The organism is Pedobacter sp. Leaf132 (assembly GCF_920984695.1).
GTDB lineage: Bacteria > Bacteroidota > Bacteroidia > Sphingobacteriales > Sphingobacteriaceae > Pedobacter.
In genome coordinates, this window is sequence record NZ_CAKLBO010000001.1 from 480,606 (window position 1) to 497,521 (window position 16,916).

The 16,916-nt window shown below is 36.4% G+C and carries 7 protein-coding genes; all 7 read left to right on the forward strand.

Annotation, left to right across the window (positions count from 1 at the left end; translation table 11 throughout):
* The 7 genes from sprA to feoB all read left to right on the forward strand — a co-directional run bounded on the left by sprA (position 1) and on the right by feoB (position 16,473).
* Positions 1–7,200: a cell surface protein SprA gene (gene sprA / locus LUA86_RS02085; protein ID WP_231458890.1), complete on the forward strand. Its 7,200-nt coding sequence runs from the start codon at positions 1–3 to the stop codon at positions 7,198–7,200.
* A gap of 93 nt (positions 7,201–7,293) precedes the next feature.
* Positions 7,294–7,674: a glycine cleavage system protein GcvH gene (gcvH, locus tag LUA86_RS02090; protein ID WP_231458891.1), complete on the forward strand. Its 381-nt coding sequence runs from the start codon at positions 7,294–7,296 to the stop codon at positions 7,672–7,674.
* Positions 7,664–8,086 carry a glycine cleavage system protein H gene (locus LUA86_RS02095; protein ID WP_231458892.1) on the forward strand — a complete coding sequence of 141 codons (423 nt, stop codon included), beginning with the start codon at positions 7,664–7,666 and terminating at the stop codon, positions 8,084–8,086. Before gcvH ends, LUA86_RS02095 begins: the two co-directional genes overlap by 11 nt.
* A 245-nt stretch (positions 8,087–8,331) precedes the next feature.
* The gene (locus LUA86_RS02100) at positions 8,332–11,154 is read left to right on the forward strand and encodes an outer membrane beta-barrel protein (RefSeq protein WP_231458893.1); all 2,823 of its coding nucleotides are present in this window, start codon (positions 8,332–8,334) and stop codon (positions 11,152–11,154) included.
* Positions 11,155–11,290: 136 nt separating this feature from the next.
* Positions 11,291–14,041, forward strand: a complete 2,751-nt coding sequence (locus LUA86_RS02105) for a TonB-dependent receptor domain-containing protein (RefSeq protein WP_231458894.1) — start codon at positions 11,291–11,293, stop codon at positions 14,039–14,041.
* A 96-nt stretch (positions 14,042–14,137) separates the two neighbouring features.
* The gene (locus tag LUA86_RS02110) at positions 14,138–14,353 is read left to right on the forward strand and encodes a FeoA family protein (RefSeq protein WP_231458895.1); all 216 of its coding nucleotides are present in this window, start codon (positions 14,138–14,140) and stop codon (positions 14,351–14,353) included.
* Positions 14,354–14,364: 11 nt separating this feature from the next.
* Positions 14,365–16,473, forward strand: a complete 2,109-nt coding sequence (feoB, locus tag LUA86_RS02115) for a ferrous iron transport protein B (RefSeq protein ID WP_231458896.1) — start codon at positions 14,365–14,367, stop codon at positions 16,471–16,473.
* Positions 16,474–16,916: the final 443 nt, after the last annotated feature.

Sequence of the window (16,916 nt, forward strand, 5' to 3'; positions counted from 1 at the left end):
TTGAAGAGAATATTTACCCTATTAATTCTCATCCCTATTCTATTTGCCACAAAAAACAGCTTTTCGCAAGTTGTAACAGGCAAAGCGGATACCTCATTGAAAAAAAATAATTTTAGCCTCCGCGAAAAGCAATTGCTTGGCTTAAGCCCTACCACCAATCCCTTTTATCCACTTCCAAATGGTTTAAAAAGAACGGTAGAGTTTGATGCTAAAAACAAGCGTTACATTGTTAAAGATTTGGTTGGCGATAAATATGTAACCAGTACGCAGTATTTAACGATAGATGAATACCAGCGATTGGTTAACAGCGAAATAAAACGCGGCAACTGGAGAAGTATTTCTAATGCAGAGGTTAGCGATTTTAGAAACACTGGAGTAATTCCTCAAATACAGGTTAATAGCAAAGCTTTCGAAAAATTATTTGGCGGAACGACTATAGATATTCAGCCTCGTGGCGAAGCTGAATTAACCTTTCTTGGTCGAACCAACAGGAATGAAAACCCACTGTTTAATGAGCGCCAAAGGGTGCAAACCAATTTCGATTTTAACCAAAGAATTCAAATGGATTTGATTGGTAACATTGGTACGAAACTAAAAATAAAAAGTAATTATAATACTGAGGCGCAGTTTGATTTCGAAAATCAAATTAAGTTGGATTATACCGGTGGTGCTGACGATATTATCAAGAAGATTGAGGCTGGAAATGTGAGTTTGCCATTAAACACCAGTTTAATTACCGGTACTCAGGCACTTTTTGGTTTAAAAACGCAATTGCAGTTTGGTAAATTAAATGTAACCAGCGTTTACACACAGCAAAAATCTCAATCTCGTGAAATAAAAATTACGAATGGTGCGCAATCCAACGATTTTAGAGTTGGTGCAGATAATTACGAGGCCAATCGGCACTTCTTTTTATCGCAATACTTTAGAAATAATTACAACAAAAATTTAGCGAATGCACCTATTATTACATCACCAATCCAAATTACAAAAATAGAGGTTTGGATAACAAACAAAGCCGGTAATACAACCGATTCTCGTGATGTTTTAGGTTTAATCGACTTAGGTGAAAATAACCCATTTAATACGGCGCAAGTAACCGGCGGAAGTTCAGCACTTCCTGCAGGAACAACAGCTACTGGTTTTCCGCAGCAATCGAATAATTTATTACAAAATCTTCCGGCAGGCGCAAGGCTTACCAACTCTAATGATGTAATTTCTTACTTTCAGGCAAATGGCGGTACAGATAACTTTGCAAAGCTGATTTATGCCAGAAAACTAACCGACAGAGAGTTTACTTTCCAGCCTCAACTTGGTTACATTTCCCTTAACAATGGTTTAAATGGCGATGAAGTTTTAGCGGTTGCTTATCGATACACCTACAATGGCGTTGAATACCAGGTTGGAGAATTTTCTACAGATGTAACTTTTGATGGCGCTACACCTAAAGTATTATTTGCAAAGCTACTAAAAAACGAAACCACTAAAATTAACCTGCCAACCTGGGATTTGATGATGAAAAATATCTATTCCATTGGTGGGTATCAGATTAGTAGTCAGAATTTTAGGTTAGATATTTTCAGGATTGATAATCAAAGCGGCGTTGAAAGTCCGGTGATGACGGAGGGACAAAACACAGCGAATAAACAATGGATTAATTTAACAGAGTTTGATAGATTGAATCCTCAAAACGAACGAAAATCGGATGGTGTTTTTGACTTTGTGCCTGCGAATAATGCTTTCGGCTCTGCCACAAATGCTTATACGGCGAATAATAGTTCAACTTTTGGCTCAAATTTAAATGCCAGCGGTTTATCAGCTTTGCTGAACAATACAAATACTGGTTATATTACGATAGACCCAGCCAATGGCAGAATTATCTTCCCGGTTATTGAGCCTTTTGGAAAAGATTTGGCTGCTAAATTTACACCTGGTGAACAAGCTTTAATCGATAAGTACACCTTTACGGCATTATATGATTCTACACAAACTATAGCTAAACAATTATTTCAGGATAAAAACAGGTATGTTTTAAAGGGTCATTATCAATCTGAAGTTTCTTCAGAATTTAGCCTTAATGCAATAAATGTTCCTGAAGGTTCTGTTAAGGTTTTTGCCGGAACTATGCCTTTGGTAGAAGGTGTAGATTTTACAGTAGATTATCAAGGTGGCAGGGTAAGTGTTATTAACCAGGCATTGTTAATTTCTGGCCAGCCGATAAGGATTACAACTGAAAACAACGAGCTTTTTGGTTTACAGCAGCGCTCGTTATTTGGTACGCGGTTAGATTATCGTTTAAATAACAAGTTAAATCTTGGTGGTACGATAATGAACCTAACGGAGAAACCATTAACTCAAAAGGTTAATTTGGGAGAGGAACCGATTTCAAACACCATTTGGGGCGCCGATATTAATTACAGTTCCCCATCTCGTTTTTTAACAAAATTAGTAGATAAACTTCCTTTTATATCTACAAAAGCGCCATCGAGTGTAAACTTTTATGGTGAATATGCTCAACTTATTCCCGGGCATCCAAGAGCTTTAAATTTTGCTGGTAGCCGTAATGGCGTAAGTTATCTGGACGATTTTGAAGCATCGAGATCGATAATTGATTTAAAAGGAGCGATTTCGTGGCAACTATCTGGTACACCTCAGCTTTTTCCAGAATCTCAACTAATCGATAACTTGGAATATGGTTATAACCGAGCAAGGGTAGCTTTTTACAATATCGACCCAACTTTTTACAATGCTGCGGCATCTACAACGCCTGCAAATATTCGTAATAACCGTAATGAGCTTTCAAATCACTACGTACGTGAGGTGGTGGAGCAAGAGGTTTTTCCCTTTAAGCAAACTGCAACAGGGCAAGCTTTAAATATTACCACTTTGGATGTGGCTTATTATCCAACGCTTCGTGGTCCATACAATTACCGCACAACAGGTTTTAACAGAGATGGAACTTTATTAAACCCAAGAAATAACTGGGGTGGCTTTCAACGTAGAATTGAAACAAATGATTTTGAAGCTTTGAATGTTGGCTTTATAGAATTTTGGGTTTTAGATCCATTTATTTATAACAAAAGCAATACCGCAGGCGGCGATATTTATTTTAACCTCGGTAATATTTCAGAAGATATTTTAAAAGATGGCAGAAAATCATTAGAAAATGGTTTGCCTGCTAATGATGATCCATCTAAATATGATGAAACCAATTGGGGGCGTGTACCAAGATTGCAGCCCGTAATCCAGGCATTTGATAATGATCCGGATGCCCGTAGAGCACAGGATGTTGGTTTAGATGGGTTATCAAACCAAAATGAAAAAACAAAATTTGCAAATGCACTTGCGGCAATTAAAGCGCAATTAAGTCCTGCTGCTGCGGCCATTATGGATGCAGATCCGTCATCAGACGATTATGCATATTTCCGCGGTCCTGCTTTGGATCAAATTAATGCTGGTATTTTAAAACGTTACGAAAAATACAACGGGCCGGAAGGAAACTCTAAAACTTCGCAGCAATCTCAAGCAGAACTTGGTTTAGAAAATTCTGCATCAACCGCTTTACCTGATGGAGAAGATATTAATCGCGATAACAACATGACGCAAAGCGATGAATATTTCCAATATAAAGTTTCTATGCGTCCGGCTGATTTGGTTGTTGGACAAAATTTCATTAGCGATAAAGTAACCTCATCGGTTAAGCTGGCGAATGGAAATACTCAGGCAGTAACCTGGTATCAGTTTCGGGTTCCAATTGGCGATTATCAGCAAAAAGTTGGTAACATTCAGGATTTTAAATCCATTCGTTTCTTTAGAATGTTTATGACGAATTTTGCGGATACAACCATTATGCGTTTTGCAAAACTGCAGTTAATTCGTGGCGAATGGCGTGAATTTAATACCAAAAATGGTGCAGATCAGGTTATCGTTGATCCAAGTTTGCCATTGCTTACACCAGATAACTCCAGTATTGAAGTTGCTACTGTAAACATTGAAGAAAATGGCAGACGTACGCCAATTCCTTATGTAACGCCACCGGGCATCATCAGAGAAAGAGATTACAGTAATTACCGTGGAGATACCCGATTAAATGAGCAATCGCTTGCCGTAAATGTGAAAACGTTACGAGATGGATATGGTCGAGCTGCTTTCAAAACAGCATACAGCGATTTCCGTTCTTACAAGCGCCTGGAAATGTTTATACACGCCGAAGCTTTAGATAATCAAATTTTAAATGATGGCGACGTTTCTGCTTTTTTGAGAATTGGAACAGACAATCAGGATAACTATTACGAATATAATATCCCGCTTAAAATAACAACACCAGGAACATCAGACCCTGATGCCATTTGGCCTGAAGCAAACCGAATGGATATAGATTTAACGCTTTTTCAAAATGCTAAACTGGCTCGTAACGTAGCTAAACAAGCTAACGGACAACCCTGGCCGATAAATGTACCATTTACCTATTCTGATGGGGTGCGGACAATTATTGTGAAAGGTCAGCCCGATATGAGCAAAGTGCGTATTTATATGCTTGGGGTTAAAAATCCACTCAGAAATTTGGCTAGCCCGGGTAGAGATGATGGTTTGGATAAAAGTGTTACGGTTTGGTTTAACGAGCTTCGCTTAACCGAATTTGATGAGCGTGGCGGTTGGGCAGCTACTGCCAGGTTAAACTTAAAACTTGCAGATTTTGCCGATGTAAATATTTCTGGAAGTAAATCTACTATTGGGTTTGGCTCTATTGATTCTCGCGTTAGCGAAAGAAATCGTGCCGATAACGTTTTATTAGATGTTTCTTCGGCGGTTGAGCTAGGTAAATTTTTGCCACAAAAATCTGGTGTAAAAATACCAATGTTTGTAAGCTATTCTAAGCAGGTTGCTACTCCACAGTACAATCCTAAAACACCAGATATTGAATTGAAAAATGCATTGGATCAATCTACAAGAGCGCAAAAAGATTCAATATTAAATTTTGCCCAAGATTACACCGTTCGTAGGGGTATAAACTTTACAAACGTTAGAAAAGAGCGCACCAACAATACTAAACCTGTACAGTTATGGGATGTAGAAAATTTTTCTGCAAGCTATGCTTACACGCAATATGATCATCGCGATTTTATTAATCAAAGCAGCATTCAAAATAATTACCGCGGCTCTTTGCAGTATAGTTACTCGAAAGAAGCGAGAAGTTATGCGCCATTTGAAAAGATTATAAAGTCGAATATGCTTTCGATATTGAAAGATTTTAACTTCAGTATTTTGCCTAGCGCAATTAATTTCAGGGTTGATGTTGACCGATTATACTCTGAAAATACCTTAAGAAACAACGACCCTAATAATACAATTCCGTTGTTGCAAAGCGGTTACGGTACAACCTTTAACAAGAATTTTAGAATGAGTCGCTTGTATGGTATCGCCTGGAATTTAACCCGTTCTTTACAGCTAGATTTTAATGCTACTAATTATTCTATAATTGATGAACCCGATGGAAGAATAGAAGGCTTAAAAAGAGATACTGTTTGGCAAAACTTGAAGCGTTTAGGCAGAACGACAGATTACAATCATAATTTGAATGTAACTTATGCTGTGCCGATAAATAAAATTCCGGGGTTTAACTGGATAACTTTATTAACTAAATACGGTACAAACTTTAACTGGCAAACTGAGCCTTTGGCAACCTTAAGCGACCCTAATATTAATTTAGGTAATACGGTTCAAAACAGTAGAAACATTCAGGTAAATCCAACTTTCAATTTCAATACGCTTTACAATAAATTTGGTTTTATCCGCGAAGCGAACAATGCAGAAGGTGGTGGCGCGAAAAAGTTTTTTGTTAACCTGCTTACCAGTTTAAAAAATGTAAACCTAAATTATGTACAAACTAAAGGTACATTTTTGCCTGGTTATTTGCCAAGAACAAGGTATTTGGGTATCGATAATGTAAGCGGTGCACCTGGCTTAGGCTTTGTTTTTGGTAGCCAGAGAGATATTAGGGATATGGCATTAAATAACGGTTGGATAACAACAGATACCTTACAAACCCAGCAATATGTAAATACTTTGAGAGAAGACTTTCAATTAACCGGGCAGATTGAGCCAATCAAAGATTTAAGAATTACTTTAAGAGCAAATAGAGCACAAACCCGAAATTTCTCAAGCAATTTCAGATACGTGGCAAGCGTTTCTTCTTTTGAAAATTTAAGTGCAATTACTACTGGTGATTACAGTATTTCTTACATCGCACTCGGAACGGCATTTAAAGAAAACAATGCAAGTACCATTTCAACTTTATACAATAGGTTTATCTCAAATCGTTTGGTAATGTCGAGGCGTTTAGGCGGTCAAAATCCAAATTCATCTGGTATTACAAATGGTTATGCTGATGGTTATGGCAAAGAAAGTCAGGATGTGGTTATTGCAGCCTTTTTAGCTGCTTATTCTGGTAAAGATGCCAATAATTCAAAATTAAGTTCTTTTCCTAAAATACCGCTACCAAACTGGAGTTTAACGTATAACGGATTAACTAAGATTCCATTTATTGCCGATAGATTTTCTTCGGTGGATATTAAACATGGGTACCGTTCGGCATACAATATTAATGGTTATAATTCATTACTACGTTACCAGGAAAATAATGGCTTTGTAAGCACAAGAGATGCTAATAATAACTTCTTGCCACAATTTCAGTTTGCGCAGGTAACGGTTTCAGAATATTTTTCTCCATTGATTGGAATAGACACTCGCTTAAAGAATAATTTAACTGCGAATATAGAATTAAACCGTTCTCGTTTATTGGGTTTGAGTTTATCCAACAGTCAATTAGCGCAACTTTCAGAAAACAACGTGGTGGTGGGTTTTGGTTACCGTACCAATAAATTCCGTTTCCCATTTGGATGGTTTAAAAGCTTAAAAATGGATAACAATATGGATTTTAAACTTGATGTAGCCATTAGAGATAATAAAACAGTTATTTATAGAACGGTAACAGATGAGCGTAATCAGGAAGTGGCACAAACGGAGGTATCATCTGGAGCAAAAAACATTTCATTAAGACCTACAATTGATTACGTATTAAATCAAAAGTTTAACATCAGATTGTTTTACGATTCCAACATCACCAAACCATATACATCGCAAACGTTCAATACATCGTTTAGTAATTTTGGTTTTAGCCTGAGGTTTACTTTGAATTAATTGATGTATGGATAAATTGAGCGTAACATTTCAATGTTTAGATTTCAACATTCCAACATAATATTTAACTTTGACAAACAAATAATTATACAAATGAATTTTCCATCAGAATTAAAATATACTAAAGACCACGAATGGGTTAAAGTAGAAGGAAATGAAGCATATATCGGCATTACTGATTTTGCTCAGCGTGAACTTGGTGATATCGTTTATGTGGATATCAATAGCGTGGGTACAGAAGTAGCCTCGGAAGAGGTCTTTGGAACTGTAGAGGCTGTTAAAACTGTTTCTGATTTATTTATGCCGATTGCTGGTACTGTGTTAGAAATTAATGCTGAATTAAATGATAACCCTGAACTGGTTAATTCTGATCCATACGGTAAAGGCTGGATGGTAAAAGTTTCATTATCTAACGCTGCAGATGTAGATGCATTACTTACAGCTGAGGCATATCAGGCTTTAGTTGGCGCATAATAATCCAACAACATTGTTTAAAGCACTAAAGACACAAAAATGGGCCATATTATGGACACTTGTAACTTTAGTGCTTTGTAATATTCATCTCCCCGATCAGGATGGTGATGGTTTTTTCTTTACTGGATTTGATAAAATGGCTCACCTGGGCTTCTTCTATATTTTATCGGTACTCCTGTTTTATGGAAAAATCAATTACCAGCATAGTTTTGGTTTCAGAACCTTAACAATTTTTAAAATTATACTGATTAACGTAATAATTGGTGGTGGAATTGAGTTATTGCAATGGAAAGTTTTTACGTATCGCGCTGCCGAATGGTGGGATTTTACATGTGATATGTTAGGCTGTTTTATGGCGGTTTTTAGTTACGTTTTATTGCATAAATTAAATTTCAATGAAAAAGCCAATTAGTTTAATCTGTTTAATTTTTATACTATCATTAAGTAGTTGTAGTGTATTCAAAAAGGATTGCAACTGTCCTAAAGTATATTACAAGTCTTATCCATCCCAAAAATAAATAGCATTAAAATGCCGCCAGATTAGCGATTTTTCGGCTGTATTTAAAATGTTACCTTGTTTTTAACATACCTTAACAAACCTTTCAGCATTCCCTTAGTCTGATAGCATAGTTTTGTATTAATTATATTCAAATTTTGATGAAAATTTACGTTCAAAGAGCAATATTTTTTGTTCTTATTTTTTGTGGATACTTAGCTCAGGCGCAAAATGGCGGAGCAATAAATGGTCGGATTATCAATGCGAAAGATAAAAAACCGGTAGACTATGCAACAATTGCAGTAAAAAGCTTAAAGGATTCCTCTATTGTGGCTTCCGGTCAATCAAATCCCGATGGAACTTTTTCTTTTAAAAACATCCCAGCAGGTAATTACAGGGTTATCGCTGCATTTTTAGGTTTAAAAACAACCAATAAAACTATTACTGTAGCAAAAGCCGCTATAAACATTGGCGATATCGCTATGGCTGATGATGGTTTGAACCTTAATGACGTAAATGTTACGGCTCAGGTACCAACGGTTGTGGTTAAGAAAGATACTTTAGAATACGATGCTAAATCGGTTAAAGTACGTGAAAATGCCGTTGTAGAAGATGTTTTAAAGAAACTTCCAGGTGTTGAGGTTGCCAAAGATGGTAGCATTAAAGCCGGGGGCGAAACTGTAACCAGAGTTAAGGTAGATGGAAAAGAATTTTTCGGTAGCGACCCATTGCTGGCAACAAAAAATCTTCCGGCAGATATGGTAGATAAAATTCAGGTTATTGATGAATTATCTGAGCAGGCACAATTTACAGGTGTTGATGACGGTACAAGAAGTAAAATTTTAAACATCACCACCAAAAGCGGTATGAAAAAAGGCTATTTTGGAAATAGTAATGTAGGTTACGGAACTAACGACCGCTACGATGCCAGCTTAAACGTTAATAAATTTAATGGCGACCAGCAATTCAGTTTTATTGGTCAGTTTAATAACGTAAATAAACAAAACTTTGGTGGTGGCGGTGGTCAAGGCAACGGTTTTGGTGGCGGTGGCGGCGGTGGCCGTGGTTTTAGTATTGGCGGCGGCGGTTCATCATCTGGTGGTGGCGGTATTACCACTACAAATGCTGCGGGTTTAAACTTTGGCGATACCTATAAAGACGGAACCCAAATTCAGGGAAGTTACTTCTTTAACAAGTCATCTGTTTTTAACGAACAAACCAGCACAACACAAACTTTATTAGGTAATACTTCTCAAAATGTAAATAATTATTTAAACAGCAATAGCGATAGAAACAATCATAGATTTAATTTTATGATTGACACAAAACTAGATTCGAGTACAAGTATCAAAATTCAGCCGAATGTGGCCTACACCGAAAACAGTGGTTTAAGTTTGCAGAATTACAATAGAAACAACATTCTGGCGAATGGAACCACCAACACTATCGGTAATCAGAATTTTACTACAGATAATTCAACACCAGCTATCAGCAATAATATCCTGGTTCGTAAAAAATTTAAACGCAGAGGCCGTACTTTATCATTAAATATCAACACTACAATTAATGATAGCGATTCGGATAATATCAACTACATCTCAGAGGCCAGCACATTTAATGGCGTAACTACGCAAAAGCTAACGAATCAATTAAATGATTTAAGCAGTAGTAATTTAACAAATAACACACGGGTTGTTTATACTGAGCCTCTATCTAAAACTACAAGTTTGGAGTTAAACTATCAAAACGGTATAAATAACAGTACTTCAGATAGAAATATCTTTAATTTTAATGCGCTAACCGGAAACTTTGATTTAGTTGATAATACATATTCTAACCATTTCGAAAACCAGACTTTAACAAATGCCGCTGGTTTAAGTTATACAGTAACACAGAAAAAATACAACTGGAATATTGGCGTTGCCGGACAACAAACAAATAGAGAAAATACCAATTTAACTACAGGAGTAGTATTTACCCAAAACTTTGTGAACATTACCCCTTCAGCGCAGTTCAGATATAATTTTAGCAACAGTAAAAGGTTATTTGTAAACTATAGAGGAAATACACAACAACCAAGTATTGATCAAATTCAACCAATTCCAGATAATACAAACACACAATCTGTTATTTTAGGTAACCCGAATTTGAAACCTGCGTTTAACAATACACTAAGTGTTAGATACAACAACTTTGCTTTTGCAAAAATGCGTTTCTTCGCCGTGTTTTTAAACTTAACCCAAACGTTTAATGCCTTTGCATCGAGCCAATCGGTTATTACGAATCCAGCAGATATTAACTATGGTAAAATTGCATCAACTTTTATCAATGTTGATGGAAATTACAGCGGTAATGCGAACGTGGTTTTAGGTCAGCCAATTCTTCCAAATAACAAATTGAATTTAAATGCAACCTTGTCTGGAAATTATTCACGCGGAACAAACATTACCAGTGGATTAGATAATATCACTAACAACTGGAGTTTAAATAATAATTACAGGTTTGTAACCAATTTGGATAAATTAGATTTAACCGCTGGTATTGGTGGTACAGTTACAAGAGCAACTTATTCTGCAACACCTAACTCAAATACAAGATTCTTTACCTTAAATCCAAGCTTCGATGTTTCTTATCTTTTCCCAGGCAATATCCGCCTTGCGGTTGATTTAGATTACATGAAAAACACGGGTAGAGGAGAAGGTTTTAATACAGACTTCACTTTGGTTAATGCATACATCAGCCGTCAGTTCTTTAAAAACCGTGGTACATTCAAGGTTGCGGTAAATGATGCCTTAAATCAGAATCAGGGAATTAGCAGAACAGCTACAGCAAATACAATTACCGATTTAAATTACAACGTATTAAAACGTTATTATATGTTCTCATTCACTTATTCATTAACACGTATTGGCGGCAGAAATATTGGTAATGATGTTCAAATGCCTGGTGCACCTGGTCAGGGCGGAATGCGCATGAGAATGTAATTATATAATAGAACTCAAATTTTTAAGCCTATCGTTAACAGCGATAGGCTTTTTTGTATTTCAATTGTTACCTGCTATAAAACAAACCTTTTAGTAGGTTGGCAGTCAATCATTATACAGACTATCCGTAAACCGAATGAAAACATTTTTTACCTGCTTTATACTCTTTTTATGCCTTTCTACATTTGCTCAGCAAAAACCCGGAACCGTAAGCGGTCGAATTGTTCAATCGAAGGATAGAAAACCTTTAGATTATGCCTCAATAGTAATCAAAAATCTTAAAGACTCGAGCACCGTAGTTTCTGGTACAACCGGTGAGGATGGCAAATTCGCATTCAAAAATCTTCAGGCAGGTAACTATAAAATATATGCTGCTTATATTGGTTTAAAAAACAACAGCAAAGATTTTTCTATAACTGCTGATAAAAGCGAAATTGCGTTAGGTGATATTGTTTTGGATGGTAGTGCAATTGATTTGCAAACGGTTGAAATTAAAGCAGAAGTGCCTCCAATTGTTGTGAAAAAGGATACGCTAGAATTTAACGCCAGTTCTTTTAAAACGGTAGAAAATGCCGTGGTAGAAGATTTACTTAAAAAACTTCCGGGTGTTGAGGTAGATAAAGCCGGAGCAGTAAAAGCCCAAGGCGAAACTATTACCAAGGTTATGGTTGATGGAAAGGAGTTTTTTGGTAATGATCCTTTATTGGCTACAAAAAATCTTCCGGCAGATATGGTTGATAAAATACAGGTTATAGATCAATTATCAGATCAGGCACAGTTTACTGGTGTAGATGATGGAACCCGAACAAAAATTATCAATATCACCACGAGAAAAAATAAGAAAAACGGTTATTTTGGAAATAGCAGTGTAGGTTATGGTTCTGATGATAGATATGATGCTAACGCAAACATCAACCGATTTAATCAAGACCAGCAGATGAGTTTGGTGGCGCAATTTAACAATGTAAATAAGCAAAATTTTGGTGGTGGCTTAGGTGGTAATGGCGGTGCAGGCGGTAGAGGAACCGGTATTACCACAACTAATGCCTTGGGTTTTAATTTTGCAGATACTTATTCAGATCAAACTCAGGTTAACGCCAGTTATTTTTTCAATAAAACCGAAAATCTAGTTCAGCGAAACAGTGTAACGCAAAACCTGTTAGGCGATATTACAACCATATTTAATAACAATCAAAATAATGTGGCTGATAGATTAAACCATCGTTTAAATTTTATGGTCGATACTAAAATTGATTCTTTAACTTCTCTTAGAATTCAACCTACGCTAAGTTATACAAACAATGAGAGCGCCAACAATAGTACATACACAAGAGATTACAGTACCTACACTACAAATGGAACGCAGGCTTTAAATAATAAGAATACTTCTCCATCAATAAATAATAATATTTTATTTAGACGAAAATTTAAGCGTAGAGGTAGAACACTATCCTTAAACTTAAATACCAGTATTAATAATAACGATGCCGATAATTATAATAACATTGTTGATAATACAACAAATGCAGGCATCACCACACAAAAAATTACCAATCAGCTTAATGACCAAACCACCGAATCAATTAATCAAAATTCGAGAATAGTTTATACAGAGCCAATTTCCAAAACTTTAAATCTCGAATTAAATTATCAAAACGGTTATAATCATAATACATCCGATAGGTTTACCTACAATTTTAACCCGGCAACTTTGCAGTATGATATCTTAGATTTAACCTATAGCAATTCTTACGAGAATACCATTTTAACAAATACAGCAGGTTTCAGCTTTAATGGTAATGGCAAAAAGTTTAACTGGAATCTGGGTTTCGCTGTTCAAAATACTGATAGAACAAACGATAATTTAACGCAGGGTTTTACCTTAAAGCAAAACGTGTTTAATTATACGCCATCTGCAATGTACCGCTATAATTTTAGCAATAGTAAACGTTTGGTTGTTAATTACAGAGGTTCAACAAATCAACCAACCATCCAGCAATTGCAACCTATACCAAATAATACCAATACGCAAAGCATCCCGGTAGGTAACCCAGATTTAAAGCCAGAATTTAACAACAACCTTCGCATTGCTTACAACACTTTTACAGTTGGAAAAAATCGGTCGCTTTTTGTAAATATGAACCTAACGCAAACCATGAACAGGATTGCAAACAGCAGCAGTTTAATTCAAAGCGGTATAAACCAAGGTAAGCTTGCAATACTACCGGTAAACGTTAACGGAACATATTCGGGCAGTATTTCTTCTTCTTTGGGTTTGCCTTTCTTGCCAGATAATAAATTAAATTTCCACATCAATATTGGCGGCAATTATGATCGCGATGTGAATTTCACTAATTCTATAAAAAATATCACCAATAGCTGGGGCATTACCAATGGTTATCGCCTGGTTTCTAATTTAGATAAGTTGGATTTAACCGCTGGTGTTAATGGTTCCATTAACCGGGCTACTTATTCGGTACAGCCAAATTCAAATACAAGGTTTTATACTTTTAGTCCAAATATTAGCGTAAGTTATCTTTTCCCTGGCGATATCCGTTGGTACATAGATGCAGATTATAATCAAAATACTGGTCGTGGCGAAGGTTTTGATACGCACTTTACCTTGATAAATTCTTACATCAGCAAGCTCTTGTTTAAAAACCGCGGAACGCTTAAAGCTTCGGTAAATGATTTATTGAACCAAAACCAAGGTATAACCAGAACAGCGAACAATAATACTATCCAGGATGTGAGTTACAATGTTTTAAAACGCTATTTTATGTTTTCGTTTACTTATGCGCTTAACCGCATGGGCGGGAAAAATATGAATATGATAGGCGAACAGAGAAATGGAAGCGGTAACCGCGGTGGCAGAAACCGAAACTAAATCATTTGCCTGTAATTTACCTTTTATGAGGTCATTTATTAGTCTTCTTATTTGGAATAAATCTAAAGAAAGGCTAACTTGCACCAAATTTAACAGATGAAACTATCGCAGTTAAAAGTTGGAGAAACAGGAACGATTGTAGCATTTACAGATCTAGAAATGTCTGTAAAATTAATCGAGATGGGCTGCCTTCCGGGCGAGCTTGTTGAAGTTGAAAGATTTGCACCACTTGGCGATCCGATGGCGATAAGAGTTGCAGGTTATCAGCTATGCTTACGTAAAAGTGAGGCTGCGGTTATCATCATTCAATAAGCTTACATAGTTTGGATATTAAAGTTGCATTAGTTGGTAATCCCAATACAGGTAAATCTACCTTGTTTAACCGCCTAACAGGTTTAAATCAAAAAATTGGCAATTTTCCGGGCATTACTGTTGATAAGAAAACAGGTTACACTAAACTCATTGATGGCAAAGATGCCGAAGTGATTGACTTGCCGGGTACATATAGTTTGTATCCAAAAAGTAACGATGAAAGTATTGTTTTTCAGGTTTTAGCAGATAAGGCAAACAGCAGCCATCCAGATGTTATTGTTTTAATTGTTGATGCATCCAATCTGAAACGAAACATGCTGCTTTTTTCTCAAGTGGCAGACCTCGGCATTCCAATGGTCTTGGCTTTGAATATGACAGATTTATCTGATAAGCAAGGTATTTACATCCATATTGATAAACTTGCGCTAAAATTAGGCGTACAGGTTATACCAATATCTGCTCGTAATAATACAGGACTAGATAAATTAAAGGCTGCAATTACCTATACCAATAAAATTGCTACACAAATTAATGCTGTAGATATTAATTATTTAGCGCCTGAAGCCATAAATGCTGTGAAGCGTAAAATAAATACTGAAAACGATTATTATGCGCTTCAAATTCTTCACCAGCATGAGCATTTAACTTTCTTTACAGATAAAGATCAAACTGAAATTGAAGAGATTGAAAAGGCACATAATTTTCAATCATCCAAAATACAAGCGGCAGAAACCATTGCCAGATATAAAAGGTTAAGTTCCATATTGGCAGATGTAGTAATTGATAAAGGAACGGCAGAAAAATTTTCTTTTAGTGATAAGCTAGATTCTGTATTAACCCATAAAGTTTGGGGCTTTGCCATTTTTTTACTCATTCTATTTGTAATTTTTAACGCAATTTTTGCCTGGTCATCCTATCCAATGGATTTGATTGAAGTGGCATTCGGTTTTATTACAGAAATTGGGCACAAGTATCTTCCTGCCGGTATGCTCACCAATTTGGTTTTAGATGGTGTAATTGCAGGTTTGGGTGGTATTTTCGTTTTTATTCCTCAAATCGCCATATTATTTGCTTTTATCTCCATTTTAGAAGATACGGGTTACATGGCTCGTGTTACCTTTATGATGGATAAAATCATGAGTAAGGTTGGCTTGAATGGTAAATCGGTTGTGCCAATGATTGGTGGTTTGGCATGTGCCGTTCCTTCAATTATGGCCGCAAGAAACATCGAAAATTGGAAAGATAGAATGATTACCATCATGGTGACGCCTTTAATTAGTTGCTCGGCTAGATTACCGGTTTACATTTTAATCATATCGCTAATCATTCCTGAAAAAAGCGTTTTCGGTATTTTCAGTTTGCAAGGTTTAGCCTTAATGGCAATGTATTTGGTTGGCTTAATCGCGGCAGTTTTAGTGGCCTGGGTTTTTAAATTCATTATAAAAACCAAAGAGAGAGCTTATTTTATTATGGAATTGCCTATTTACCGCATGCCCAGGTGGAAAAATGTAATCTTCACGATGTACGAAAAATCAAAAACTTTTGTTTTTGAGGCTGGTAAAGTTATCATTGCAATTTCTATAATTTTATGGGTGCTGGCATCCTTCGGGCCGGGGAATCGCTTCGAAAATATTGACAAGAAATACGAAACAGCTTTAAACGATAGCAGTAAAAATACATCTCATATCGAAACCCTGGTTGCTACAGAAAAGCTAGAAAATTCTTATGTGGGTATTTTAGGTCATTGGATTGAGCCAGCCATTCGTCCGCTTGGTTACGATTGGAAAATCGGCATTGGTTTAATTACTTCTTTTGCTGCTCGAGAGGCTTTTGTAGGTACAATGGCAACCATTTATAGTGTAGATGGCGGCGATGAAGATACATCAACCATTAGAGAACGTATGTCGGCTTCGGTTAATAATCGGACTGGTTTGCCGGTTTACACATTCGCAACTGGCATATCATTAATGCTCTTCTACGCCTTTGCCATGCAATGCATGAGCACTGTGGCAATTGTTTACCGCGAAACCAAAGGTTGGAAATGGCCGGTTATACAATTGGTATATATGACGGCTTTAGCTTATTTCGCAGCGCTGATTGCTTATCAATTGCTTAAATAAAAACGTATAGGTTCGAAATATATTTAGAAGAGCAAATTTTTGCTTCTATTAAAGGTTTCTTCCCGCTTTCCGTTTTACGCTACCGATGGAAATCGGGATTCGTGTTCAATCAATCGGGTCTAAATGGCTCAATATGTAATCCTATTTTTGGCTAGGCGCTTAACATACACAATTGTAAATATGCAATTTGCTATTTAATGCACGTACCATTTTTTTAAACCCGATAGGAGCGACGGCTTCCGATTAAAAATCGGAACCACAGCGTATAGCGGGACTACAGAATCAGAATAACTTCAAACTTTCTTTTCCAAATAAGAAAGATTAAATCTCTTTGGCCTTTCAAAATACACCATAGGTTATCATATACGCTTACACGCTTAACTCTACACTTTCAACTTTTCACTCTCAACTTTACACTTAAAACGTACAACCTATAACTTAAA

Bases quoted from the DNA above. Each gene is read 5' to 3' on its own strand.
- gcvH (WP_231458891.1), top strand. From the start codon at position 7,294: ATGAATTTTCCATCAGAATTAAAATATACTAAAGACCACGAATGGGTT.
- LUA86_RS02100 (WP_231458893.1), top strand. From the start codon at position 8,332: ATGAAAATTTACGTTCAAAGAGCAATATTTTTTGTTCTTATTTTTTGT.
- LUA86_RS02105 (WP_231458894.1), top strand. From the start codon at position 11,291: ATGAAAACATTTTTTACCTGCTTTATACTCTTTTTATGCCTTTCTACA.
- LUA86_RS02110 (WP_231458895.1), top strand. From the start codon at position 14,138: ATGAAACTATCGCAGTTAAAAGTTGGAGAAACAGGAACGATTGTAGCA.